The following is a 26,426-nucleotide window of genomic DNA, read 5'->3' as shown; positions in this document are numbered from 1 at the left end:
TTTATGAGCAGCCTGTGTTCCCTGCGCAAGCACTGTGTAAAATTCCCGGTCAGTGTTCCCCGCACAAACACCGGCCCCTGTTTACGTTTTTAAACTCTTAAATCTCGACCTGAGTTCCCAGCTCAATAACCCTGTTTGGCGGTATTTCAAACTGATCTGGCGCACGCAAGGCATTTTTCTGCAGCATCAGGAACAACTTGCCGCGCAGGCGCAGGTACCAGGGGCGCTTACCGATAATCAGCGACTCATGCGACATAAAGAACGACGTTTCCATCATCCGGCAGTTCAGCCCTTCCAGCCCGCAGCGGTGGAAAATCTCTTCCACATTCGGGGTTTCACGCCAGCCGTAGCTTGCCACCACGCGCCAGAATGTCGGGGAAAGTTGCTCGATGGTGACACGGCGAACGTTATGCACGTACGGCGCGTCTTCAGTCCTTAACGTCAGCAAGACCACTCGCTCATGTAATACCTTGTTATGTTTAAGGTTATGCAACATAGCGAAAGGAATAACGTTCAGCGCACGGGACATATACACGGCGGTGCCAGGCACACGTACCGGCGGTGATTTCTCCAGAGAAGCAATCATCGCCTCCAGAGAATTGCCATGTTCGTGCATACGGCGCAGCAGGCGGAAACGCTCGCTTTTCCAGGTGGTCATCACGATAAACATCATCAGCGCCAGGCAAAGCGGCAGCCACCCACCCGAGAACACTTTGACCAGGTTTGCGGAGAACAGGGAGACATCGATGCACAGCATGCCGATGAGGATCAGGAACACCAGATAACGATTCCAGTGCCAGTTTTTGATCGCCACGGTGGTACAGAGAATAGCCGTCAGCACCATAGTGCCGGTAACGGCAATACCGTAAGCCGCCGCCAGGTTGCTGGAGTGTTTAAAGCCAACGATGACGATAACCACCGAGAAGAACAGGATCCAGTTGATGACCGGAATATAGATCTGCCCGGACTCTTCTTCAGAGGTATGCACGATGCGCATTGGCGGCAGGTAACCCAGACGAACCGCCTGACGGGTCAGGGAGAACACGCCGGAAATCACTGCCTGCGAAGCGATCACCGTCGCCAGCGTGGCGAGGATCAGCATCGGTATCAGCGCCCAGTCTGGTGCCAGCAGGAAAAACGGGTTTTTAATTGCTTCAGGATTTTTCAGCAGCAGTGCGCCCTGGCCGAAGTAATTCAGCACCAGCGACGGCAGCACCACGGAGAACCAGGCCAGGCGGATCGGCAATTTACCGAAGTGGCCCATATCCGCATACAGCGCTTCCACCCCGGTGATGGCCAGCACCACCGCGCCGAGCGCGAAGAAGGAAACTTCTTTGTATTCCATGAAGAAGTGCATCGCCCAGTACGGGTTCAGCGCATGGAGAACCTCAGGGTTGTCCACAATACTGCGCGCACCGAATACCGCCAGCACGATAAACCACAGCAGCATCACTGGTGCAAACAGCTTGCCGACGATTCCGGTGCCGTGTTTCTGGATCACAAACAGCAAAGTCAGCACGGCAATCGCCATCGGAACGATGTAAGCATCGAGGTTCGGTGCCGCAATCTCCAGACCTTCAATGGCTGAGAGCACCGAAACGGCAGGGGTGATAACCACCTCACCATAGAAAAAGCTGCCGCCAATCAGTCCCATAATCACCAGAACCGCGGTGGCTCTTGCCCCGGTGTTGCGGCCCGCCAGCGACATCAGGGTGAGGATCCCCCCTTCTCCGGCGTTGTCGGCACGCATCACATAGCTGATGTACTTCAGCGAAACCACCAGCACCAGCAGCCAGAAAATCAGCGAAAGAAAGCCAAATACCGCATCGCGCTCAACGCCGAACCCGAACTGTCCGGAGAGGCATTCCCGCAGGGTATACAGAGGGCTGGTACCGATATCGCCATACACCACACCTATCGCTGCTAACGTGACGCCTCCAAGGGACTGCTTTTTATCAGAACTCATAGACTAATCTTTTGTTGGGGCTGGAAATTGCCGGATTGCTCACCGCTTATCAAGCCATCAAAAAGCGCACAGTATGCACGATTCATCACGAATGCCTATCCTTAATTACGTTAGCAAAAAGAAGTTCAATGGCCCACGTCACCCTTTGACAAGAAAAAAGCTGACTCGTATCAACTCTTTCAAGCATCATAGCCAGTAGTGTTTGCGCTCGCCAGTGACCCAGCTGGTCAGGCCGTAGAAAAGGATGAATGTTTGATTATGCCTCAGCCTCACGTACTTGCGGAAAGAATCGCTCGCCTCAGCAATGCATTAGAAAAAGGACTTTATGAAAGGCACCATGCGATTCGCCTTTGCCTGCTGGCTGCGCTGAGCGGTGAGAGCGTCTTTTTGCTTGGCCCGCCGGGCATAGCCAAAAGCCTGATTGCCCGCCGGCTGAAGTTCGCTTTTCAGCATTCCCGCGCTTTCGAATATCTGATGACCCGTTTCTCCACGCCGGAGGAAGTGTTCGGTCCGCTGTCCATTCAGGCGTTAAAAGACGAGGGCCGCTACCAGCGTCTGACCCGCGGCTACCTGCCTGATGCAGAAATTGTGTTTCTGGATGAGATCTGGAAGGCCGGTCCGGCTATTCTCAATACCCTGCTGACGGCGATTAACGAACGGCGTTTTCGTAACGGCGACAGCGAAGAAAAAATCCCGATGCGACTGCTGGTCACCGCCTCCAATGAACTGCCCGAAGCTGACAGCGGGCTGGAAGCGCTGTATGACCGAATGCTGATCCGCCTGTGGCTGGACAACGTCCACGAGAAGCAGAACTTCAAGAGCATGCTGACCCACCAGCAGGACGACAGCAATCCGGTGGCCGACTCACTGTGCATCACCGATGAAGAATACAGCGAATGGCAGAAAGGCATTACCCAGGTTGCACTGCCTGATGACGTTTTTGAACTGATTTTTCTGCTTCGCCAGCAGCTTGAGAACCAGCCGGAAGCCCCTTATATCTCCGACCGCCGCTGGAAAAAAGCCATTCACCTGCTGCAGGCCTGTGCTTTTTACAGCGGGCGTAGCGCGATTGCCCCGGTCGATCTGATCCTGCTTAAAGACTGTCTGTGGCATGACGTGGCGTCGATGAAGCTTCTCGATCGTGAAATCGATAATTTGATCACGCTTCAGGCGTGGCAGCAGCAGCCAATGCTGATCAAGCTGCAGCAGATCGAATCCCGCCGCCTGGCCCTGCAGCAGGAGAAGAGCGTCGAACAGGCCATCCGGCTGGAGAAGCATGGTGGCATGTTCAGCCGCAAGCCACATTACGAGCTGCCTGCAGCGCTGGCTGACGATACCCTGACCCTGATGCTGCAAAAGCCGTTGATGTTGCATGATATGCAGGTAACGCATGTGGTTATCGCCCGTGAGCCACTGCATCACTGGCTGCAGAAAGGCGGCGACGTGCGCGGCAAGCTGAACGGCATTGGCTTTGCCCAGACGCTGGATCTGCACGTGGACGGTAATGACTGCCTGACGCTACGGGATGTCAGCCTGCAGGCTACCCGACTGATGCTGCCGGGCAAACAGCAGGCCAGCGGACTGCCGGAAGAGATTGTTCAGGCGCTCGACGAACTGGAAACCCAGCTGCGCGGTCAGCGCACCCTGTTCAGCCAGTATCAACGCTGCCTGTTTATCAGCGATGACTGGCTGGCTAAGATCGAAGAGAGTTTGCAGCATGTTGCTGACCAGTTGAAGCAGGCGCGTCAGTGATTTCACTGGATACGCTGAGCGCCTTTCTGGCGGTCAGTGAAAACGATCTGATCGAGGAGCTGATGCTGGCTCTGCTGGCCAGCCCGCAGCTGGCGATTTTCTTTGAGAAGTTCCCTGGCCTGAAGAAAGCGCTGATGCAGGATTTTCCCCGCTGGAAGTCCGAAATAATGGAGCAGCTGAAAAACACCCGTGTGCCGGATGAACTGGCTGATGAATTCACCCTGTTCCAGCAGTGTCAGCCGCTCAACCTGAAAGAGTTCTGCCTCAGGCTGCCGGAGGTGCTGCAATACCTCGAACAACACCACTCTCCCTTTGCCGAAAAAGCCCGGGCGCTGGTTGCCAATGCCGATGCCGCCAGTTCTCTGACCGGATCGCAGCAGACGCTGTTTCTGCAGCGCTGGCGGCTCAGCCTGACGCTGCAAACCCTTTCACTGAACCAGCAGCTGCTCGATGAAGAACGCGAAAAGCTGCTGGCTGAACTGCAGCATCGGCTGGCAATGAGCGGCCAGCTGGCACCCGTGCTGTCGGATAACGACGAGGCTGCCGCAGGTCGCCTGTGGGATCTGACCAAAAGTCCGCTGCAGCGCGGCGATTATCAGCTGATCGTCGAATACGGCGATTTCCTGGCGCAGCAGCCCACCCTGCAAAAACTGGCCGAACAGCTGGGCCGCAGCCGCGAAGCTAAAGCGGTCATGTCGCAGGATGCGCCGCTCGAAGCCTTCCACCAGCTGGTCAGGGAGCCGGAGAGCGTGCCGGAAGAGGTCAACGGGCTGCACCAGAGCGACGATATCCTGCGCCTGCTGCCGCCCGAGCTGGCGACGCTGGGCATCAGCGAGCTGGAGATGGAGTTTTACCGGCGGCTGGTGGAAAAGCGACTAATCACTTATCGCCTGCAGGGTGAGGCGTGGCACGACAAGGTCACCCTGCGTCCGGTTTCCCACCAGCAGCATGACAAACAGCCTCGCGGACCTTTTATCGTCTGCGTGGACACTTCCGGTTCAATGGGCGGCTTTAACGAACGCTGTGCCAAAGCCTTCTGTCTTGCGTTGCTGAAGGTGGCGCTGGCCGATAACCGGCGCTGCCACATTATGCTGTTTGCCCATGAAGTGGTGAGTTATGAACTGACCGCGGGAGACGGCATCGCTCAGGCGATCCGCTTCCTCAGCCAGCGCTTTCGCGGCGGCACCGATCTGGCCGCCTGCCTGGATACCGTGCTACTCAAGCTTGCCACTCCGGCATGGAACGATGCCGATGCGGTGATTATCTCTGACTTTATCGCCCAGCGCCTGCCGGATGATCTGGTGAAAAGAATCAAACTACAGCAGCTACAACAGCAGCAGCGCTTCCATGCTGTTGCGCTGTCCGATCACGGAAAACCTGGCATTATGCGCATCTTCGACCATATCTGGCGTTTTGATACCGGGCTGAAAAGCCGCCTGCTGCGCCGCTGGCAGCGCTAGCTCCCTTCAGACACAATCTGGTAAAGCTTGTTTGCTATAGTCATAAGTACGCTACAGCCAACAGGCAGATTGGGAGCATCAAGTGGTATCACAACAACAAGATTTTGCATCAGGCCTTCCCGCACCAACCCACACCCTGCTTTTAAGCGGTGGCAGTTCTGAACAGAAGCGTCAGGAGCTGCTGACCTACTTCACGCAGACCTGGACACTCTACGAGAGCCTGTTCGACTGCCTCGCCAGTGAAAAAGCGTATTACAACAAAGCCATTTCTCTGCGACACCCGCTGGTGTTCTACTTTGGTCATACCGCGACTTTTTACGTTAATAAGATGATGGCGGGTGGGCTGATTACCGATCGTGTCGATGACAATATCGAAGCGATGATGGCGATCGGCGTGGATGAGATGAGCTGGGACGATCTGGACACCAGCCACTATCAGTGGCCAACGCTGTCCGAATTACGCGACTACCGTGGCAAGGTGCGCCATCTGGTCGAAACCTTTATTAAAGAGATGCCGCTGACCCTGCCGATTGGCTGGGACAGCCCGGCATGGGTTATCCTGATGGGGATCGAGCATGAACGCATTCATCTGGAAACCTCCAGCGTGCTGATCCGCCAGCTGCCACTCGCCTGGGTAAAACCACAGCCGCACTGGCCGGTCTGCCCCAGCGCCCGCCATGACCTTGCCTCCGTCCCGCCGAACAGACTGGTGGCTGTTGACGGTGCCCGCGTAACACAGGGAAAAACCGATGATACATACGGCTGGGATAACGAATACGGCACGCAGGTCAGTGAAGTGAAGCCGTTTAAAGCCAGCCAGATGCTGACCAGCAACGCGGAGTACTATGAATTCATCACCGCCGGTGGCTATCAGGACGACCGCTGGTGGGATAAAGAGGGATTGGGCTGGCGAAATTTTGCCTCGGCGAAAATGCCCACTTTCTGGGTGGGAACGCCTGACCAGCCGGAACAGCTCAGGCTTCGTCTGATGGCCGAAGAAGTGCCCATGCCGTGGGACTGGCCAGCCGAGGTTAACCAGCTGGAAGCGGCGGCGTTCTGCCGCTGGAAAGCCGATGAGACCGGTAAATCAGTGCAATTGCCCAGTGAATCAGAATGGCTGGTGCTGCGTGAACGGCTGGCTGGCGATCGGATGGCTGAAGTGCCGGGCAACATTAATCTGGCCTGGTGGGCATCCTCCTGCCCGGTGGATCGCTTTGCCCAGGGCGACTTCTTCGATCTGGTCGGTAATGTCTGGCAGTGGACCACCACGCCAATTAACGGTCTGGAAGGCTTTAAGGTTCATCCGCTTTATGATGACTTCTCCACACCTACCTTCGACGGCAAACATGCGCTGATTAAAGGTGGCAGCTGGATTTCAACCGGTAACGAGGCGCTTAAATCAGCCCGCTACGCCTTCCGCAGGCATTTCTTCCAGCATGCGGGCTTCCGCTATGTGGTCTCCAGCCATCAGGAGAAGATGTCGCTTAATCCTTATGAAACCGATGGCATGGTGTCGCAGTATCTCGACTTTCAGTTCGGGCCGGACTATTTCGGCACGCCGAACTATGCCGCCGCGCTGGTGGATATCGCCTACCGGATCACGGACAAACGCGGCAGAGCGCTGGATATCGGCTGTGCCACTGGCCGCGCCAGCTTCGAACTCGCCCGTCACTTTAAAGAAGTGGTGGGAATGGACTATTCCGCGCGCTTTATTGATGTGGCACTGCAGCTGACCAGCGGTGAGGATTTCCGTTATGTGACTCAGGAAGAGGGCGATCTGGTTGAGTACCGTCAGGTGCGCCTGAAGGACTTCGGGCTGGACACAGAGCTGACCGGCAGGATCCAGTTTGTGCAGGGCGATGCCTGTAACCTTAAGCCGCAGCAGGATCACTACGATCTGGTGCTGGCTTCTAACCTGATTGACCGCCTGCGTCAGCCTAAGCGCTTCCTGCAGGATATCACCACCATGATCTGCTCAGGCGGCGTACTGATGCTCTCCTCGCCCTATACCTGGCTGGAGGAGTTTACGCCGAAGGAGAACTGGCTGGGCGGCATCAGGGAGAACGGTGAAGCACTGACCACTTACCAGGCACTGCAGCGTTTGCTGGCGGCAGATTTTGAAGAGATTGCCGCTCCTCAGGATGTTCCGTTTGTTATCCGCGAAACGGCCCGCAAATATCAGCATACGGTTGCACAGCTGACAATTTGGCGTAAGCGTTAATCCCCTCAGCGGGTGTCAACCGGTACCCGCTGTTCAATCCACAATAATATTGCCTGCCTGGTTAATTTCCTGCACATTAATCAACAATACAGTGTTAATTCGTTAATTCAGGAAGCCCTATGGCAGATAATCTGCAAATCGATAACCTCGACCGCGGCATTCTCAATGCCCTGTTGTCCGATGCCCGCACCGCCTATGCCGAGCTGGCCAAGCAGTTTAACGTCAGCCCCGGGACCATTCACGTGCGCGTGGAGAAGATGAAGCAGGCCGGAATTATCAAAGGCACGCGGGTGGAGATCGATCCCAAGCATCTGGGTTATGACGTCTGCTGCTTTATCGGCATTATCCTGAAAAGCGCCAAAGACTACCCTTCCGCACTGGCCCGCCTGAACAGCCTGGATGAAGTGGTCGAGGCTTATTACACCACCGGCCACTACAGCATCTTTATCAAGGTGATGTGCCGATCGATCGATGCCCTGCAGCAGGTACTGATTAACAAGATCCAGACCATCGACGAGATCCAGTCCACCGAAACCCTGATCTCCCTGCAGAACCCGATCATGCGCACCATTAAGCCCTGATTTGTGCACAAAATTATCCACACTAAAAATGGCAGGCTCAGGTACCGATCCTGACCAATAACCCTACTTACCCACAGGTAGATCCCATTTAGATCACAGCGTACAATGTCCGCCTTTGCAGAACAGGGATCCTTTTATGGCAGACGTAACCTTAATCACCGGCAGCACCTTAGGTAGCGCAGAATACGTAGCTGAAATGCTGGCTGAGAAGTTAGAAGAAGCTGGCTTTTCCACCGGGTTGTTGCACGGTCCTGAACTGGATGAGCTGACCAATGAAGGAACCTGGCTGGTGGTGACCTCCACCCATGGTGCCGGTGACCTGCCGGATAACCTGCAGCCTCTGTTTGATGAAATAGAAGAAGGGAAACCGGATCTGAGCAAGGTGCGTTACGGTGCTGTGGGCATTGGCAACCGGGAATACGATCTGTTCTGCGGCGCTATCGATAAGCTTGATCTTCTGCTGACTGCCTGTGGTGCGAAACGACTAGGCGATCGTCTGGATATTGACGTACTGGAACATGAGATCCCGGAAGATCCCGCAGAGGTGTGGGTGGAAAGCTGGAAAACACTGCTGAAGTGACGATCCCTGGCGGCTGGATCGTGCCTTTTCTGGCCGCTGGCAGGAGAAAAACAGCAAGAGTTTTGTAAATTATGCCCCGTTTCGTCGCTTTTTCGGGCAAATAATTGTGTATAACTATGCTGAATTCCCGGTAATAACCGGTTGTTATCCCAAGAACAAGTTGATGCCTTGCCAATGCCTGTGAATAACATGCCCTTTTGATCCCAGCTTATACGTCACAGGATCACCGATCTTTCACAGCAAATCATCCTCCTTAAACCAATGATCGTCCTTAGGAAAAAAGGCTTATCCACAGAGATCCTCGATCCTAATAGAAGATCCAATAAAGAGATCTCTAAATAAAAAAGATCTTCTTTTTAATACGTGTCTGGCCCTGCGCTTTCACCATCGTCTAAAGTTGAGTAGAATTCACGCCCCAGACAGCTATCACTCAATCGCACAACCGCGAGGTGCAGTACCATGTTTTATCCAGATCCTTTTGACGTCATCGTAATCGGTGGTGGTCATGCGGGTACCGAAGCCGCCATGGCGGCTGCCCGAATGGGTCAGCAAACCCTGCTTTTAACCCATAACATTGATACGCTTGGACAAATGTCCTGTAACCCGGCAATCGGTGGGATTGGCAAAGGACATCTGGTTAAGGAAGTGGATGCACTTGGCGGGCTGATGGCCCATGCCATCGACCAGGCGGGTATCCAGTTCAGGATACTAAACGCAAGCAAAGGCCCGGCGGTAAGGGCAACCCGTGCTCAGGCGGATCGCGTGCTCTATCGTCAGGCGGTACGCACTGCTCTGGAGAATCAGCCAAACCTGATGATCTTCCAGCAGGCGGTTGAGGATCTGATCGTTGAGAACGATCGTGTGGTGGGTGCCGTTACCCAGATGGGGCTGAAGTTCCGTGCGAAAACAGTGGTACTGACCGTCGGGACTTTCCTGGATGGCAAGATCCATATCGGACTGGATAACTACAGCGGTGGCCGTGCTGGCGATCCTCCTTCGATCCCACTGGCCCGCCGTCTGCGTGAACTGCCACTGCGCGTCAGTCGCCTGAAGACCGGGACGCCTCCGCGTATCGATGCCAGAACCATTGATTTCAGCCTGCTGACCCCTCAGCATGGTGACACCCCAATGCCAGTATTCTCGTTTATGGGCAATGTGTCGCAACATCCACAGCAGGTGCCTTGCTACATCACCTATACCAACGAGAAGACGCATGAGGTGATCCGCAATAACCTCGATCGCAGCCCGATGTACTCAGGTGTGATTGAAGGGGTCGGGCCACGTTACTGCCCGTCGATCGAAGACAAGGTCATGCGCTTTGCCGATCGTAATGCTCACCAGATCTTCCTGGAGCCGGAAAGCCTGACCAGCAACGAGATTTACCCTAACGGCATCTCTACCAGTTTGCCGTTTGACGTGCAGATGCAGATCGTCCGTTCAATGCAGGGGATGGAAAATGCCAAAATCGTCCGTCCTGGCTATGCCATTGAGTACGATTTCTTCGATCCACGCGATCTGAAACCGACACTGGAAAGCAAATACATCCAGGGGCTGTTCTTCGCTGGTCAAATCAACGGTACCACCGGTTACGAAGAAGCAGCGGCTCAGGGACTGCTGGCTGGCCTGAATGCCGGCCGCCTGTCTGCAGACAAAGAGAGTTGGGCACCCCGGCGCGATCAGGCTTATCTCGGCGTGCTGGTCGACGACCTCTGCACGCTGGGTACCAAAGAACCGTACCGTATGTTCACTTCCAGAGCGGAATATCGCCTGATGCTGCGTGAAGATAACGCCGACCTGCGTCTGACCGAAGCCGGTCGTGAGCTGGGTCTGGTGGATGACGCCCGCTGGGCGCGCTACAACGAGAAGCTGGAAAGCATTGAGCAGGAACGCCAGCGTCTCCGGGATATCTGGGTGCATCCGAAGTCTGAATCGGTTGAAGAGGTGAACGGCGTGCTGAGCGCAGTCCTGACCAAAGAAGCCAATGGCGAAGATCTGCTGCGTCGTCCGGAGATGACTTATCCCCAGTTGATGACCCTGAGCACCTTTGCCCCGGCACTGAGCGATCCTCAGGCAGCGGAGCAAGTGGAAATTCAGGTGAAATACGAAGGATATATCGCCCGACAGCAGGAAGAGATTGACCGCCAGTTGCGTAACGAGAATACCCTGTTGCCAGCAGAACTGGATTATCGTCAGGTGAACGGCCTCTCAAACGAGGTGATCGCCAAGCTGAACGATCATAAACCAACGTCAATTGGCCAGGCTTCACGTATCTCCGGGATTACCCCGGCTGCGATCTCTATTCTGTTGATCTACCTTAAAAAGCAGGGATTACTGCGCAAAAGTGCCTGACAAATTCGGCATTTTATGATGATCTTCAGGGGCGAATTAATTTGCCCCTTTTTACGCCATAACCGGAAGTTATTGTGATTATTAAGCTCTCTTCTCTGCTTAAAGCTGCCCATATTTCCCTGTCCGATCAGCAAATAAACCAGCTGGTGGGCTATGTGGAACTGCTGCACAAATGGAACAAGGCTTATAACCTGACCTCGGTGCGCGATCCTGAACAGATGCTGGTCCGCCACATTCTCGACAGCATCGTGGTGGAACCTCACCTGCAGGGAAGTCGTTTTATCGACGTAGGTACTGGTCCCGGCCTGCCTGGCGTGCCGCTGGCTATTGTGCGACCCGATGCGCATTTCACCCTGCTGGACAGCCTGGGCAAGCGTATCCGCTTCTTAAAACAGGTGCAGCACGAGCTGAAGCTCAATAATATCAATCCGGTCCAGAGCCGCGTGGAGGACTTTCCTGCTGAACCGCCTTTTGATGGCGTGATCAGCCGGGCCTTCGCCTCACTGAATGATATGTTGAACTGGTGCCACCACCTGCCTGCTCAGCAGGGGCATTTTTATGCTCTTAAAGGAGTAGTTCCTGAGGACGAAATTGCCTCATTACCGGCCGGTTTTACCCTCAATCGTGTGGTCAGATTGTCGGTTCCGCAGCTTGAAGGTGAGCGTCATCTGGTGGTCATTAACCCGCCAGCCTGATCGTCTGCTGGCGACATTGTCTGGCTGTTTTTTGCCCGGAAATATGACCATGTTAAGCGGTTTTTTACTCTGATTGTACTGTAAGTTTGCAATAGACCTATATACTGTAAGTGCTTTATGTTATTGAATTTTAGTTAAGTAATGTGACTATTTTTCAGGGTGACAAGAGGGGGCCGGAATGAGATCTCTGAGCACTGTCTGAAAAGTAAGCTTTTGCGCAAATTTCTGAATTTATTTTTGGCCTGCAGATTGTTTCGCTGAGGTTAAATTGATCGGCTGAAATTATCCGACATGTCTGTTTATATTTAACGTTAATTTCACATTTTGTTATCAATACTATCACCCAGGTCCGTCATTATCTGGCCATTAATAGTCACGCAGGGGAATATTTTCCCTTTATAAATCAGGGTAAGTAAGGGCTCTGGAAGGGAGAATTAGTTGCTGCAGATGTCAATATGCGCTTTGAGTTAAGGTTAAGGGTTATTTTTAAAATAAACCTATTTAACTAATTGAAATAACTTTATTTATTTATATTCTCTCGCACCAAATTCAGATAATTCCCGCCTTGTTGTTAAGCTTTATATTACTGAACTGTGATCTTACGCACGCTTTATGAGCAGTATTTATTGAAGATCGCCGTCTATTTTCGGCAAATTGCGCTCTTCGTCAGTTTTGAAAAACAGGCCTCGCGAAAGAAATTTAAATAATTGTTCACCTTTTCGCTACTTATCCATTGAAATCGCAGGGGCGCACCGTATAATTTGCTCGTTTTTTGCTGCTTGACTCAAAAGAGCAAAGGCAGTTTTATACGACACGCGACATACCCCCGAGGGGGCAGGAGAGTTTTAGCGTCATGTCAGTGTCCCTTTACAGAGTGAAATTTGCCCGAACCGTGCTGCTGCTTCAGCTGGTGACCTTTGTCGTAATCGGCGCGCTGTTTGCCCTTAAAGATCTGACCTGGGGCATGTCCGCTTTTGCGGGCGGACTGGCAGCCTGGTTGCCAAACGTGTTGTTTATGATTTTTGCCTGGCGTCATCAGGCAGGAGACCCGGTTAAAGGGCGTGTGGCCTGGAGCTTCGCACTGGGTGAGGTGCTTAAGGTGCTGGCTACCATCCTCCTGCTGATTGTGGCGCTGGCGGTATTTAAGGCGGTGTTTATGCCGCTGGGACTGACCTGGTTATCGGTGCTGATTGTGCAAATCGTCGCACCGGCTGTAATTAACAACAAAGGGTAAGAGGCATCATGGCTGCAGGAGAAATCTCTACGCCGCAGGATTACATAGGTCATCATCTGAATAACCTTCAGCTTGATCTGCGTACCTTCGAGCTGGTGAATCCGCACGACGCTCCGTCGTTCTGGGTACTAAATATCGACTCCATGTTTTTCTCTGTGGTGCTGGGACTGGTGTTCCTGGTGTTGTTTCGTAAAGTTGCGAAATCAGCCACCAGCGGCGTACCGGGAAAACTGCAGGCTGCCGTTGAGCTGGTAGTCGGTTTTGTCGACGCTAACGTGCGCGACATGTATCACGGTAAAAGCAAACTCATCGCCCCGCTGGCTCTGACGATTTTTGTCTGGGTCTTCCTGATGAACTTCATGGACCTGTTGCCTATCGATTTGCTGCCGTATATCGGCGAGCATCTCCTGGGTCTGCCAGCGTTGCGTGTTGTGCCTTCTGCTGACGTTAACGTCACGCTGTCGATGGCACTTGGCGTATTTATTTTGATTCTGTTCTACAGCATCAAGATGAAAGGCATTGGGGGCTTTACCAAAGAGCTGACTCTGCAACCCTTCAACCACCCAATATTCATCCCGATTAACCTGATCCTTGAAGGTGTGAGCCTGTTGTCCAAGCCTGTTTCTCTGGGTCTGCGACTGTTTGGCAACATGTATGCGGGTGAGTTGATTTTTATCCTGATTGCCGGCCTGTTGCCGTGGTGGTCACAGTGGGTTCTGAATGTGCCATGGGCCATTTTCCACATCCTGATCATTTCGCTGCAAGCTTTCATTTTCATGGTCTTAACGATTGTCTATCTGTCGATGGCATCTGAAGAACATTGATTTTTTTCTCAACACTACTGCGTTTTTATTGAAATAAACTGGAGACTGTCATGGAAAACCTGAATGTGGATCTGCTGTACATGGCTGCCGCTATTATGATGGGCTTAGCGGCAATCGGTGCTGCGATTGGTATCGGCATTCTTGGAGGTAAATTCCTGGAAGGCGCCGCGCGTCAACCGGATCTGATCCCTCTGCTGCGTACTCAGTTCTTTGTTGTAATGGGTCTGGTGGATGCTATCCCAATGATCGCTGTTGGTCTGGGTCTGTACGTGATGTTTGCTGTCGCGTAGTAACCGATTGTTCATCGTTAAACTCAGGTTTGACGATGAACGGCTTCTGCCGGTTTACCGGCAGAAAAAAGTTAACTTAACAAGAGGCATTGTGCTGTGAACCTTAACGCAACAATCCTCGGTCAGGCTATCGCGTTCATCCTGTTTGTAGCGTTCTGCATGAAGTACGTATGGCCGCCGCTTATGGCCGCCATCGAAAAGCGCCAGAAAGAAGTTGCTGAAGGCCTTGCTTCCGCTGAACGTGCCAAGAAAGATTTGGATCTCGCGCAGGCTAATGCGACCGACCAGCTGAAGAAAGCGAAAGAAGAAGCTCAGGTAATCATCGAACAGGCTAACAAGCGTCGTTCGCAGATCCTGGACGAAGTGAAAGCTGAAGCTGAGGCTGAACGTAACAAGATCGTCACCCAGGCGCAGGCTGAAATTGAAGCCGAACGCAAACGTGCACGTGAAGAGCTGCGTAAGCAGGTCGCGATGCTGGCAGTTGCCGGTGCCGAGAAAATCATTGAACGTTCCGTGGATGAAGCTGCTAACAGCGACATCGTTGATAAACTGGTCGCTGAACTGTAAGGAGGGAGGGGCTGATGTCTGAATTTACTACTGTAGCTCGCCCCTACGCCAAAGCAGCTTTTGACTTTGCTGTTGAGCATCAGAGTGTCGATAGCTGGCAGCAGATGCTGGCGTTCGCTACCGAGGTAGCCAGCAATGAACAGGTAGCAGAACTCCTTTCCGGCGCGCTTGCGCCGGAGTCGTTGTCTGCCCAGTTCATCGCTATATGTGGCTCTCAACTGGACGAAGCCGGTCAGAACCTGATTAAGGTAATGGCTGAAAACAAACGTTTACCAGCACTTCCAGATGTTCTGGCTCAGTTTATCCTCCTCCGCGCCGCACATGATGCGACCGCAGAGGTCGAGGTAATCTCTTCCACTACTCTGAGTGACGAACAGCTGACTAAAATCAGCGCCGCTATGGAAAAACGTCTGTCACGCAAAGTTAAGCTGAATTGCAAAATTGATAAGTCTGTAATGGCAGGCGTAATCATCCGTGCGGGTGATATGGTCATTGATGGCAGCGTACGCGGCCGTCTTGAGCGCCTTGCAGACGTCTTGCAGTCTTAAGGGGACTGGAGCATATGCAACTGAATTCCACCGAAATCAGCGAACTGATCAAGCAGCGCATTGCTCAGTTCAATGTCGTGAGTGAAGCTCACAATGAAGGTACTATTGTTTCCGTCAGTGACGGTATCATCCGCGTAAACGGCCTGGCCGATGTTATGCAGGGTGAGATGATCTCACTGCCGGGCAACCGTTATGCAATCGCACTGAACCTGGAGCGCGACTCCGTTGGTGCAGTGGTGATGGGTCCATACGCTGACCTCGCCGAAGGCATGAAGGTGAAGTGTACTGGCCGTATCCTGGAAGTGCCGGTAGGCCGTGGCCTGCTGGGCCGCGTGGTGAACACCCTGGGTGCACCTATCGACGGTAAAGGCGCAATCGACAACGATGGCTTCTCGCCAATCGAAGTGATCGCACCGGGCGTTATCGACCGTCAGTCCGTTGACCAGCCTGTGCAGACTGGCTACAAGTCAGTGGATGCGATGATCCCAATCGGCCGTGGCCAGCGTGAGCTGATCATAGGTGACCGTCAGACCGGTAAAACCGCAATGGCGATCGATGCGATCATCAACCAGCGTGATTCCGGCATCAAGTGTGTGTACGTGGCTATCGGTCAGAAAGCCTCTACTATCGCTAACGTGGTACGTAAACTGGAAGAGCACAACGCTCTGGCTAACACCATTGTGGTTGTGGCGACCGCTTCTGAGTCAGCTGCGCTGCAGTACCTGGCTCCGTATGCAGGTTGCGCCATGGGCGAATACTTCCGTGACCGCGGTGAAGATGCACTGATCGTGTACGATGATCTGTCCAAACAGGCTGTTGCTTACCGTCAGGTTTCCCTGCTGCTGCGTCGTCCGCCAGGTCGTGAAGCGTTCCCTGGTGACGTGTTCTACCTCCACTCCCGTCTGCTGGAGCGTGCTTCCCGTGTGAGCGCCGACTACGTTGAGCGTTTCACCAATGGTGAAGTGAAAGGTAAAACCGGTTCACTGACTGCTCTGCCAATCATTGAAACTCAGGCTGGCGACGTTTCCGCGTTCGTTCCGACTAACGTAATCTCGATTACCGATGGTCAGATCTTCCTGGAAACCAACCTGTTCAACTCCGGTATTCGTCCGGCCGTTAACCCGGGTATCTCCGTATCCCGTGTTGGTGGTGCTGCACAGACCAAGATTATCAAGAAACTGTCCGGTGGTATCCGTACCGCGCTGGCACAGTATCGTGAACTGGCAGCGTTCTCTCAGTTCGCTTCCGATCTGGACGAAGCAACCCGTAAACAGCTGAGTCACGGTCAGAAAGTGACCGAGCTGCTGAAACAGAAACAGTATGCGCCGATGTCCGTAGCGCAGCAGGGTCTGGTGCTGTTTGCGGCCGAGCGTGGCTTCCTGAACGACGTTGAACTGGCGAAAATCGGCAGCTTCGAGGCCGCTCTGCTGGCCTTCGCCGATCGCGATCACGCCGAGCTGATGGCTGAAATCAACCAGTCTGGTACCTACAACAACGAAATCGAAGAGAAGCTGAAAGGCCTCCTCGAAACGTTCAAGAAAACCCAGTCCTGGTAATGTCTGGCGGCTTGTCCCTTAAGGGGCAGGCCGCAAGGCTTTGAGGAGAAGCTTATGGCCGGCGCAAAAGAGATACGTAGTAAGATCGGAAGCGTCCAGAATACGCAAAAGATCACCAAAGCGATGGAAATGGTCGCCGCCTCCAAAATGCGTAAATCGCAGGAACGCATGGCAGCCAGCCGTCCTTATGCAGAGACCATGCGCAAAGTGATTGGTCACATTGCGTTAGGGAATCTGGAGTACAAGCACCCTTACCTGGATGAGCGTGACGTTAAGCGCGTCGGCTACCTGGTCGTGTCTACCGACCGCGGGCTTTGTGGTGGTTTGAACATTAACCTGTTCAAAAAATTGCTGGCTGATATGAAAGGCTGGTCTGATAAAGGTGTACAGAGCGATCTGGCCATTATCGGTTCCAAAGGCCTGTCATTCTTCAGCTCTGTCGGTGGCAACGTGGTTGCTCAGGTAACCGGCATGGGGGATAAACCTTCCCTGTCTGATCTGATTGGCCCGGTGAAAGTGATGCTGCAGGCTTACGACGAAGGTCGTATCGACAAGCTGTTTGTGGTCAGCAACAAATTTATCAACACCATGTCCCAGTCGCCGCAAATCGTTCAGCTGCTGCCGTTACCGCCAGCAGATGAAGACGAAGGCGTGGTGAAGAAGAGCACCTGGGATTACCTGTATGAGCCGGACCCGAAAGCGCTGCTGGATACGTTGCTGCGTCGCTACGTCGAGTCTCAGGTTTACCAGGGTGTTGTGGAAAACCTGGCCAGCGAGCAGGCCGCGCGTATGGTGGCGATGAAAGCTGCGACCGACAACGGCGGAAACCTGATCAAAGAGCTGCAGTTGGTATACAACAAAGCTCGTCAGGCCAGCATCACCCAGGAACTTACCGAGATTGTCGGTGGGGCCTCCGCGGTTTAACCAGGTTAACGAATTAGGTAGAGGATTCAAGATGGCTACTGGAAAGATTGTCCAGGTAATCGGCGCCGTGGTGGACGTCGAGTTCCCTCAGGACGCAGTACCACAAGTGTACAGCGCCCTTGAGGTTCAAAATGGTGATGCTCGTCTGGTGCTGGAAGTCCAGCAGCAGCTGGGTGGTGGCGTGGTTCGTACCATCGCCATGGGTTCTTCCGACGGCCTGAAGCGCGGTCTGGTTGCAACTGACCTTGAGCACCCAATCGAAGTTCCTGTCGGAACGGCAACACTCGGTCGTATCATGAACGTGCTGGGTGAGCCAATCGATATGAAAGGCGACATCGGTGAAGAAGAGCGTTGGGCTATCCACCGCGCAGCACCTTCATACGAAGATCAGTCTAACTCGCAAGAGCTGCTGGAAACCGGGATCAAAGTAATCGACCTGATGTGTCCGTTTGCGAAGGGCGGTAAAGTTGGTCTGTTCGGTGGTGCGGGTGTGGGTAAAACCGTAAACATGATGGAGCTGATCCGTAACATTGCGGCTGAGCACTCAGGTTTCTCCGTATTTGCCGGTGTGGGCGAGCGTACCCGTGAAGGGAACGACTTCTACCACGAAATGACCGACTCCAACGTTATCGACAAAGTGTCCCTGGTCTATGGCCAGATGAACGAGCCACCAGGAAACCGTCTGCGCGTAGCGCTGACCGGTCTGACCATGGCGGAGAAGTTCCGTGACGAAGGTCGTGACGTTCTGCTGTTCATCGATAACATCTATCGTTACACCCTGGCCGGTACTGAAGTTTCGGCACTGCTGGGTCGTATGCCTTCTGCGGTAGGTTATCAGCCAACGCTGGCGGAAGAGATGGGCGTTCTGCAGGAACGTATCACCTCTACCAAGACCGGTTCAATCACCTCCGTACAGGCCGTTTACGTCCCTGCGGATGACCTGACTGACCCATCACCAGCCACCACCTTTGCTCACTTAGATGCAACCGTGGTACTGAGCCGTCAGATCGCTTCTCTGGGTATCTACCCGGCGGTTGACCCACTGGATTCTACCAGCCGTCAGCTGGATCCACTGGTTGTTGGCCAGGAGCACTACGACACTGCACGTGGCGTTCAGTCACTGCTGCAGCGTTATCAGGAACTGAAAGACATCATCGCCATCCTCGGTATGGACGAGCTGTCTGAAGAAGACAAACTGGTGGTGGCACGCTCTCGTAAGATGCAGCGCTTCCTGTCCCAGCCGTTCTTCGTGGCAGAAGTCTTCACCGGTTCTCCAGGCAAATATGTGTCGCTGAAAGATACCATCCGTGGCTTTAAAGGCATCATGGAAGGTGAATTCGACCATATGCCAGAGCAGGCTTTCTACATGGTAGGTTCCATCGAAGAAGCCGTGGAAAAAGCGAAGAAACTGTAATAACGGTTTCCCTGGAGGTTAATCATGGCTATGACTTATCACCTGGATGTTGTCAGCGCAGAACAGCAGATGTTCTCCGGTACTGTACAGAAAATCCAGGTGTCAGGTAGCGAAGGTGAGCTGGGGATTTTCCCTGGCCACGCCCCGCTACTGACCGCCATTAAACCTGGTATGGTTCGCATCGTTAAAGAGAAAGGCGACGAAGAGTATATTTATCTCTCCGGCGGCGTGCTGGAAGTCCAGCCAGGCGCGGTCACCGTGCTGGCTGATACAGCCATCCGCGGTACCGATCTTGATGAAGCCCGTGCGCTGGAAGCGAAACGCAAAGCCGAAGAGCACATGAACAGCTCTCATGGTGATGTGGACTTCGCTACCGCGTCGGCTGAACTGGCCAAAGCGATCGCCAAACTGCGCGTGATCGAGTTGACCAAAAAAGTGATGTAACTCAGGTTTAAGCAGCCCGAATGCCAGTCAGGAAACTGACTGGCATTTTTTTTGCTGAGAAAAATGTAGTATTTTCTCCACTGAACCGCTTTACTTCCTTTTCATTACAGAGCTATCAGGATTTCTATGTCTGACACCGCGATGAGCGTGGTGATCCTTGCCGCTGGCAAGGGGACCCGTATGTATTCCGAACTCCCTAAAGTGCTTCATCCCCTTGCTGGTAAACCGATGGTGCAGCACGTGATTGATGCCGCCAATGGTACTGGCGCGGACAGGGTTCACCTGGTATATGGCCATGGAGGGGAACTGTTGCAGTCAACCTTAACCGACCCGTCGCTGAACTGGGTGCTGCAGGCTGAGCAACTGGGCACCGGGCATGCTATGCAGCAGGCAGCAAAGTACTTTGCTGATAACGAAGATATCCTGATGCTGTACGGCGACGTGCCGCTGATTTCTGTCGAAACGCTGAAACGGCTGCGCGCAGCGAAGCCTGAAGGCGGCATTGCGTTGCTGACGGTCATTCTGGATAACCCAACGGGTTACGGTCGCATCATCCGCGAAAACGGTTCAGTTGTGGGCATCGTGGAACAGAAAGATGCTTCGCCAGAACAGCTGGCCATCCGTGAAATCAATACCGGTATTCTGCTGGCCAGCGGCGCGGATCTGAAGCGCTGGCTGAGCAAGCTGACCAATAACAATGCGCAGGGTGAGTATTACATCACCGATATCATCGCCCTTGCCCACCAGGAAGGCCGTGTGACCGAAGCGGTCCACCCTTCCCGCACCACCGAAACCGACGGTGTGAACAATCGTCTGCAGCTGGCAACGCTGGAACGTGTTTATCAGGCCGAACAGGCTGAAAAGCTGCTGCTGGCCGGGGTGATGCTCAATGACCCGTCACGCTTTGATCTCCGCGGCGAGCTGTCTCACGGCCGTGATGTGATCATCGATACCAACGTCATTATCGAAGGCAGAGTCACACTCGGTAATCGCGTGAAGATTGGCAGCGGCTGTGTGCTGAAAAACTGCGTGATTGGCGATGACTGCGAAATCAGCCCTTACAGCGTACTGGAAAACGCCGAACTGGCCTCGGCCTGTACGGTCGGGCCGTTTGCCCGCCTGCGCCCAGGCGCAACGCTGGCGGAAGGAGCGCACGTCGGTAACTTCGTTGAGATCAAAAAGGCCACGCTGGGCAAAGGTTCAAAAGCCGGTCATCTGAGTTATCTGGGCGATGCGGAGATCGGTGCCAATGTGAACATTGGTGCCGGAACCATCACCTGCAACTACGACGGCGTGAACAAGTCGCTGACGGTGATTGGCGATAACGTCTTCGTCGGGTCCGATACTCAGCTGGTTGCGCCGGTCACGGTGGCTGCCGGGGCAACCATTGCGGCAGGCACCACGGTGATGAAAGACGTCGCGGCGGAAGGCCTGGTTTATAACCGCAAAGATCAGAATCTGAAAACCGGCTGGCAGCGGCCGCTGAAGAAGAAATAACTTTCTTTTTTTATTGAAAATAAAAGCAGTAATACCCCAGGTAATTAGGGTTGCAGGACAAAAACGTCAGCGTTTTTTAACAGCACTGGTGTTCGTGCAGTCAACGTATCTGCAGCTTGAAGTATGAAGGGTAAATAAAAATATAATCCCCACTCTCTACAAGGCTCGGGGAACCGGCAAAGACCGGATAATCAGGTCAGAAGACAAGATAAATGGCATCGCGCCATGACGTCAGGAAAAACAATATGTGTGGAATTGTAGGTGCAGTAGCGCAACGTGATATCGCTGAAATCCTGCTGGAAGGGTTACGCCGACTGGAATATCGTGGCTATGACTCAGCCGGGCTGGCGGTGGTCACTGCCGCCGGTGAAGTCACACGTCTTCGCCGTCTGGGCAAGGTAAATAAGCTGGCTGAAGCGGCAGAAACCACACCGCTGGTGGGTGGAACCGGGATCGCCCACACGCGCTGGGCAACGCACGGTGAACCTTCGGAGGCCAATGCCCATCCGCATATCTCTGAACATATCATCATTGTTCACAACGGCATTATCGAAAATCATGAGCCGCTGCGCGAGCAGCTTACCGCTCGTGGCTACCATTTTGCTTCTGAAACCGACACCGAAGTGGTGGCTCACCTGGTGCACTGGGAGCAGAAGCAGAGTGGGGGTTCACTGCGTGAAGTGGTGCTGCGCGTTATCCCGCAGCTGCGCGGTGCGTATGGCATGGTGATCCTCGACAGCCGCGATCCGTCCGTGCTGGTGGCCGCCCGTTCCGGCAGCCCGCTGGTGATTGGCCGTGGTGTGGGGGAGAACTTTATCGCTTCCGATCAGCTGGCCCTGCTGCCGGTCACCCGTCGTTTTATCTATCTGGAAGAAGGTGATATTGCTGAAATCACCCGCCGTGAAGTCACTGTGGTGAATCGCAGCGGCGAGAAGGTACAGCGCGCTGAAATCGAATCTAACGTGCAGTACGATGCAGGCGACAAGGGTGTTTATCGCCACTACATGCAGAAAGAGATTTATGAGCAGCCGATGGCGATCAAAAACACCCTGAGCGGGCGTTTCAGCCACGGTGAAGTCGATCTCAGCGAGCTGGGACCAAAGGCCAACGAGCTGCTTAAGCAGGTTGAGCATATCCAGATCGTCGCCTGCGGCACCTCTTATAACTCCGGTATGGTTTCCCGCTACTGGTTCGAAGCGCTGGCTGACGTACCGTGCGACGTGGAGATTGCCTCTGAGTTCCGCTACCGCAAATCTGCGGTGCGCAAGAACAGCCTGCTGATCACCCTTTCCCAGTCGGGCGAAACGGCGGATACGCTGGCGGCACTGCGTCTGTCCAAAGAGCTGGGTTACCTGGGATCGCTGGCTATCTGCAACGTGGCCGGTTCCTCGCTGGTGCGGGAGTCCGATCTGGCGCTGATGACCAAAGCCGGTACGGAAATCGGCGTGGCTTCCACCAAGGCCTTTACCACCCAGTTAACCGTGCTGCTGATGCTGGTGGCGAAGATTGGCCGCCTTAAGGGCGTGGATCCGAAGATCGAGCATGATATCGTTCATGGTCTGCAGGCGCTGCCAAGCCGTATCGAGCAGATGCTGTCTCAGGACAAGCTGATCGAAATGCTGGCAGAAGATTTCTCTGACAAGCATCACGCACTGTTCCTCGGCCGTGGCGATCAGTATCCCATCGCAATGGAAGGGGCGTTGAAGCTCAAAGAGATCTCCTATATCCATGCGGAAGCCTACGCCGCAGGCGAACTGAAGCACGGCCCGCTGGCGCTGATTGATGCTGATATGCCGGTGATTGTGGTTGCGCCGAACAACGAGCTGCTGGAAAAACTGAAGTCGAATATCGAAGAAGTGCGCGCCCGTGGTGGCCTGCTGTACGTCTTTGCCGATCAGGATGCCGGTTTCAGCAACAGCGAAGGAATGCGCATTGTCTCTCTGCCGCACGTGGAAGAGATTATTGCGCCGATTTTCTACACCGTTCCTTTGCAGCTGCTCTCTTACCATGTGGCGCTGATTAAGGGCACCGATGTGGATCAGCCGCGTAACCTGGCGAAATCGGTGACGGTGGAGTAAAAACTCGCAGCCACAGGGGCTAATCTTCATTGCCCTGACTTTGTTCATGGTTAGGAATCTGAATCGCATCTTTTGATAGCGACTGACCATGAATTTAACCGCGGCTCATCCCTTTTATGACGCGGTTGTTCATCAGTATATGTATGAAAATGCCGTCTCTGATGTGTTTTTAACCAAAAATCCACTTATAAGGCGCACTGATCCAATTCAGGCATCCGCAGCCATCGCTTTTTCTCCATTCCACGCAGCCTTTCTGACAACAATTCCGTTGCATGCGTGCCGGCCTGAGCGCCGGTAAAGCGCAGCCGACCTTTGCAGAGGATACATTCGAATGGATCGGTACCCAGAAAGCCCTTCATCAGCACCGCGAACCCCGGCTTCTCCGGTTTTCCCCGCGCCCGCATCTGCAGGGCCTCATAGACCCGCGGAAGCAGCGTACCCCTTTTACGGTTGGCCAGAAAGCCGGAGTAACGCACCATCTTAAAATGGCGCGCCGGAACGTGGCTGATATAGCGTCCGATCATCTCTTCCTGGCTCAGCGTCTGGCGCTTATGCTTACCCGTGCGGTGATCGAGGTAGTGGTGGACCACCGCGCCGCCACCGTAGTGCCGCAGACGGGAGGCTGACACCGGCGGCCGCTTCAGGTACCGGCCCAGATACTTCACGCTGTGCCAGGCCCCCCGGGTCTTCTTCGCGAAGTGTACCTTCCAGTAACGGCCATACTGGGCCTGCAGATAACGGCGCCACTGGCGCTCATCGCGGATGTGGCCCAGCCCCGGCAACATGCCGGGCATGATCCTGTCGTAGCTGCTGCGCAGCAGGCGGATGACCGCATTCCGCCAGATGGCCTCCACGGCCTTCTTTTTGAAGAAGAGGCTGCGCCATACGCCGTGCTTAACGTCGAGGCCGCCGCGAGTGACGGAGACGTGGACGTGAGGATGCTGATTGAGCTGGCGACCGTAAGTGTGGAGGGCACAGAATATCCCCACCTCAATACCCTGCTTACGGGCCCACTTCAGCATGGTGCGGGTGGCGCAGCGGAACAGGTCATTGAGCAGGGGCCAGTTATTGTTAAAGAAGGGCCACAGCAGGTGTGGCATGGTGAATGTGATGTGCTGCCACTCGCAGTCGGGCAGAACGTGCTGCTGCTCAGCAATCCACTGCTCAGTGGACTTCATGCCGCAGGCGCTGCAGGCCTTTGACTTGCAGCTCTGGCAGAAGAAGCGTGAGTGTGTGCAGTCAGGAGAGGCGCAGCAGTAACGGCGAATGCCCATTGCGCAGGTGCCACAGGCGAGCATGCGCTCAACGGCAAGGCGGGTCCACTGGCTGACGCTGTCGCCGTGCTTTTCAAGGTAGCGGTTCCAGCCGTCATCAACGGTGAACAGCAGTTTGGCGGGGCGGGGAATATACATGAGGCAGAGTATAAAACGGGGAACAGGGCATGTAACCCCCCGGAACGGCGAAGCCGTGACGCTCGCCCTGCAAGGGCGCTACGTTCATGCACCAACGCCCCACTACAAACCCAGTACGACGAAGCAAAATATCTGCTGGCTCTTGAAGCGCGACACTCGCCCTTACTGAAGCCATAAAAAGCTTGTCGAATGTCTCAGGGCGTGATGCGGACACTTATATTCTAAGTGCTAAATAAGTCACTTTTTAATGTTACTCAGGAAATTTTTAAGACCATCAATGAAAGTCCGCACCCGAAGGGAGAGATGTTTACGACTGGGGTAAATAGCATGGATAGCAACTTCTTCACCTCGTATTTCAGCCAGCAGCTGTACTAGGCGGCCTTCCAAAATATCCATATCAATCATGAAAGAAGGCAAATAACCGATACCCAATCCTGCTATGGCTGCTGTGTGTATGGCATCTCCACTGTCAAACCTTACATGGTTACTGCCATTCAACGTTATTTTCCCATGCTCCTTATCAACTAATGTCCACGCGGTAGAAGCCGATCCTAAACCATATACGAGACGGCGATGATCTTTAAGGTCAGCAAGTGATTCCGGTGTACCCCATTGTTTGAGATAGTCAGGTGATACACATAGCTGTGGCCATGTCCTGTCGATCACCTGCGTGATGTATTGATGACTCGTGGCTCCATTGCCTACCCTAATAGCAAGATCGAATCCTTCTTCTACAAGATCTACAACCCGATCGCTGAAGCTGACTTCGATGCTGATACCGGGTGAACTTTTTAAAAACGCCTGGATAAAAGGAAGGATAACCATTTTGCCGTATCCCTCTGACACGGTCAGTCTGACAATGCCTTTTGGAAGTGGTGAATTCTGACGGATACTGACTTCGGCTTCGTCTATGTCTTCCAGTAGCCTGCAGCAACGGTGATAGAATTCATGCCCCTCTGTGGTCAGAGATAACCGACGCGTGGTGCGCTGAAACAGCCGTGTCTCCAGGTAAGCTTCTAACCGCGTTAATGCTTTACCCGCAGCAGAACGCGTTAACCCCATCGCCTTACCGCCCGCAACAAAACTCCCTGCCTCTGCAACAGCGACGAAGATCCGCATTGCACTAATATCCATGGCTGAGCCTGCAAGCTTTCTCGAAGCGATTTTCCTGCCCGTCATTCGGGAACCTTTTTCGTTAATATATAAATTAAAGTGTCATTGTAGAATCTCATTCAATAAGGTTACAACGATGTTGTCAAAAAACGCTCAAAAGGTTCTGGATGGATGGATCGCTGCTGCTGGCCCGGTTGTTCAGAAGCTCTATGGCAAGTCTGAAGATGACTGGCCTGATGTTCGTAAACACTATATGCAAGGCCTTGAAGAAATCTTCCCTGCTATTGAGGGTGTTTCATATAAGTCCCTCACGTTAGGCAATACGCCGGCAATGATCAGCGAGATGCATGAACATACTGGAAGCAGAGTTGTCCTTTACATTCATGGCGGCGGCTATGTGCATGGCGGTGTAGAAGCGTACCGGGGTTTGACGGGCCGTCTTGCCACGGCTTTAAAAGCCAGAGTCTATACCCCGGACTATCGGCAGGCGCCAGATTTCCCTTTCCCGACGCCAATAGATGATGTCTTTTCAGCTTACCGGGCACTACTCGATAGTGGTATCAACGCCAAAAATCTGGTTCTGGTAGGCGATTCTGCAGGTGGCGCAATGGTTGTTACGATGATGCGCAAGGCGCGCGAAGCGGGTATTTCGCTCCCGGCCGCGGCAGTGGCTATTTCACCTTGGGCAGATCTCACCCATAGCGGTTTTTCAGCCACCACGCGTGAGGGGATTGATCCCGTTTGTAGCGTCGATTTTCTCAATATTCTTGCAAGAGAGTTTCTTGCTGGTGAGCTTCCAACGCATCCTGATGTCTCTCCTGTTTATGCGAATGTTCAGGGACTTGCTGGATTTGACCCTATATATCCAGACGTCTTTTCTCTCTTACGGTTGCGATAACTTCCTGCGTATATATTCCCGTG

At 53.7% G+C, this 26,426-nt stretch carries 22 protein-coding genes; 19 read left to right on the top strand and 3 right to left on the bottom strand.

The window, feature by feature from the left end:
* Nucleotides 1-97 precede the first annotated feature (97 nt).
* Complete coding sequence (gene kup, locus AC3Y5R_RS22605) at nt 98-1,966, bottom strand: low affinity potassium transporter Kup (protein ID WP_489923199.1); 1,869 nt, start codon at nt 1,964-1,966, stop codon at nt 98-100.
* Nucleotides 1,967-2,224: 258 nt separating this feature from the next.
* Between kup and ravA the strand changes: the two genes are divergently transcribed.
* From ravA to glmS, 18 genes are all read left to right on the top strand, one after another.
* Nucleotides 2,225-3,718 carry an ATPase RavA gene (ravA, locus tag AC3Y5R_RS22600; RefSeq protein ID WP_489923198.1) on the top strand — a complete coding sequence of 498 codons (1,494 nt, stop codon included), beginning with the start codon at nt 2,225-2,227 and terminating at the stop codon, nt 3,716-3,718.
* Nucleotides 3,715-5,178, top strand: coding sequence for an ATPase RavA stimulator ViaA (gene viaA / locus AC3Y5R_RS22595; protein WP_489923197.1), 1,464 nt, complete (start codon nt 3,715-3,717; stop codon nt 5,176-5,178). Before ravA ends, viaA begins: the two co-directional genes overlap by 4 nt.
* A gap of 82 nt (nt 5,179-5,260) precedes the next feature.
* On the top strand, nt 5,261-7,399 hold the full coding sequence (gene ovoA / locus AC3Y5R_RS22590; RefSeq protein WP_489923196.1) for a 5-histidylcysteine sulfoxide synthase: 2,139 nt from the start codon (nt 5,261-5,263) through the stop codon (nt 7,397-7,399).
* Nucleotides 7,400-7,518: 119 nt separating this feature from the next.
* A complete protein-coding gene (gene asnC, locus AC3Y5R_RS22585) occupies nt 7,519-7,980 on the top strand; it encodes a transcriptional regulator AsnC (protein WP_158782470.1) in 462 nt (153 codons plus the stop codon).
* A gap of 136 nt (nt 7,981-8,116) precedes the next feature.
* Nucleotides 8,117-8,560: an FMN-binding protein MioC gene (gene mioC / locus AC3Y5R_RS22580; protein ID WP_489923195.1), complete on the top strand. Its 444-nt coding sequence runs from the start codon at nt 8,117-8,119 to the stop codon at nt 8,558-8,560.
* Nucleotides 8,561-9,019: 459 nt separating this feature from the next.
* The gene (gene mnmG / locus AC3Y5R_RS22575; RefSeq protein ID WP_489923194.1) at nt 9,020-10,909 is read left to right on the top strand and encodes a tRNA uridine-5-carboxymethylaminomethyl(34) synthesis enzyme MnmG; all 1,890 of its coding nucleotides are present in this window, start codon (nt 9,020-9,022) and stop codon (nt 10,907-10,909) included.
* Between the two features lie 74 nt (nt 10,910-10,983).
* Nucleotides 10,984-11,604, top strand: coding sequence for a 16S rRNA (guanine(527)-N(7))-methyltransferase RsmG (gene rsmG / locus AC3Y5R_RS22570; RefSeq protein WP_489923193.1), 621 nt, complete (start codon nt 10,984-10,986; stop codon nt 11,602-11,604).
* An 853-nt stretch (nt 11,605-12,457) separates the two neighbouring features.
* Complete coding sequence (atpI, locus tag AC3Y5R_RS22565) at nt 12,458-12,838, top strand: F0F1 ATP synthase subunit I (protein ID WP_489923192.1); 381 nt, start codon at nt 12,458-12,460, stop codon at nt 12,836-12,838.
* An 8-nt stretch (nt 12,839-12,846) separates the two neighbouring features.
* Nucleotides 12,847-13,662, top strand: coding sequence for a F0F1 ATP synthase subunit A (atpB, locus tag AC3Y5R_RS22560; RefSeq protein ID WP_158782465.1), 816 nt, complete (start codon nt 12,847-12,849; stop codon nt 13,660-13,662).
* A 50-nt stretch (nt 13,663-13,712) separates the two neighbouring features.
* Nucleotides 13,713-13,952 carry a F0F1 ATP synthase subunit C gene (gene atpE / locus AC3Y5R_RS22555; RefSeq protein ID WP_158782464.1) on the top strand — a complete coding sequence of 80 codons (240 nt, stop codon included), beginning with the start codon at nt 13,713-13,715 and terminating at the stop codon, nt 13,950-13,952.
* A gap of 96 nt (nt 13,953-14,048) precedes the next feature.
* Complete coding sequence (gene atpF / locus AC3Y5R_RS22550; protein WP_158782463.1) at nt 14,049-14,519, top strand: F0F1 ATP synthase subunit B; 471 nt, start codon at nt 14,049-14,051, stop codon at nt 14,517-14,519.
* Nucleotides 14,520-14,533: 14 nt separating this feature from the next.
* Complete coding sequence (gene atpH / locus AC3Y5R_RS22545) at nt 14,534-15,067, top strand: F0F1 ATP synthase subunit delta (protein ID WP_158782462.1); 534 nt, start codon at nt 14,534-14,536, stop codon at nt 15,065-15,067.
* 14 nt (nt 15,068-15,081) lie between these two features.
* Complete coding sequence (gene atpA, locus AC3Y5R_RS22540; RefSeq protein WP_489923191.1) at nt 15,082-16,623, top strand: F0F1 ATP synthase subunit alpha; 1,542 nt, start codon at nt 15,082-15,084, stop codon at nt 16,621-16,623.
* Between the two features lie 54 nt (nt 16,624-16,677).
* On the top strand, nt 16,678-17,547 hold the full coding sequence (gene atpG, locus AC3Y5R_RS22535; RefSeq protein WP_158782460.1) for a F0F1 ATP synthase subunit gamma: 870 nt from the start codon (nt 16,678-16,680) through the stop codon (nt 17,545-17,547).
* A gap of 31 nt (nt 17,548-17,578) precedes the next feature.
* Nucleotides 17,579-18,961, top strand: a complete 1,383-nt coding sequence (gene atpD, locus AC3Y5R_RS22530; protein ID WP_158782459.1) for a F0F1 ATP synthase subunit beta — start codon at nt 17,579-17,581, stop codon at nt 18,959-18,961.
* Nucleotides 18,962-18,985: 24 nt separating this feature from the next.
* Nucleotides 18,986-19,405: a F0F1 ATP synthase subunit epsilon gene (locus AC3Y5R_RS22525; protein WP_158782458.1), complete on the top strand. Its 420-nt coding sequence runs from the start codon at nt 18,986-18,988 to the stop codon at nt 19,403-19,405.
* Between the two features lie 126 nt (nt 19,406-19,531).
* Nucleotides 19,532-20,902, top strand: coding sequence for a bifunctional UDP-N-acetylglucosamine diphosphorylase/glucosamine-1-phosphate N-acetyltransferase GlmU (gene glmU / locus AC3Y5R_RS22520; protein WP_489923190.1), 1,371 nt, complete (start codon nt 19,532-19,534; stop codon nt 20,900-20,902).
* Nucleotides 20,903-21,147: 245 nt separating this feature from the next.
* Nucleotides 21,148-22,980 carry a glutamine--fructose-6-phosphate transaminase (isomerizing) gene (gene glmS, locus AC3Y5R_RS22515; protein WP_489923189.1) on the top strand — a complete coding sequence of 611 codons (1,833 nt, stop codon included), beginning with the start codon at nt 21,148-21,150 and terminating at the stop codon, nt 22,978-22,980.
* Nucleotides 22,981-23,165: 185 nt separating this feature from the next.
* On the opposite strand, the gene AC3Y5R_RS22510 is transcribed toward glmS, so the two are convergent.
* Nucleotides 23,166-24,392 carry an IS91 family transposase gene (locus AC3Y5R_RS22510; RefSeq protein ID WP_489923188.1) on the bottom strand — a complete coding sequence of 409 codons (1,227 nt, stop codon included), beginning with the start codon at nt 24,390-24,392 and terminating at the stop codon, nt 23,166-23,168.
* A gap of 237 nt (nt 24,393-24,629) precedes the next feature.
* Nucleotides 24,630-25,571, bottom strand: a complete 942-nt coding sequence (locus AC3Y5R_RS22505; protein ID WP_489923187.1) for a LysR family transcriptional regulator — start codon at nt 25,569-25,571, stop codon at nt 24,630-24,632.
* Nucleotides 25,572-25,641: 70 nt separating this feature from the next.
* Between AC3Y5R_RS22505 and AC3Y5R_RS22500 the strand changes: the two genes are divergently transcribed.
* Nucleotides 25,642-26,403 carry an alpha/beta hydrolase fold domain-containing protein gene (locus AC3Y5R_RS22500; RefSeq protein ID WP_489923186.1) on the top strand — a complete coding sequence of 254 codons (762 nt, stop codon included), beginning with the start codon at nt 25,642-25,644 and terminating at the stop codon, nt 26,401-26,403.
* The last annotated feature ends 23 nt before the right edge of the window (nt 26,404-26,426 follow it).

Source organism: Erwinia sp. 009765445 (assembly GCF_058137865.1).
The sequence above is the reverse complement of the archived record's forward strand: the minus strand, read 5'-3'. Positions and strand labels throughout refer to the sequence as shown.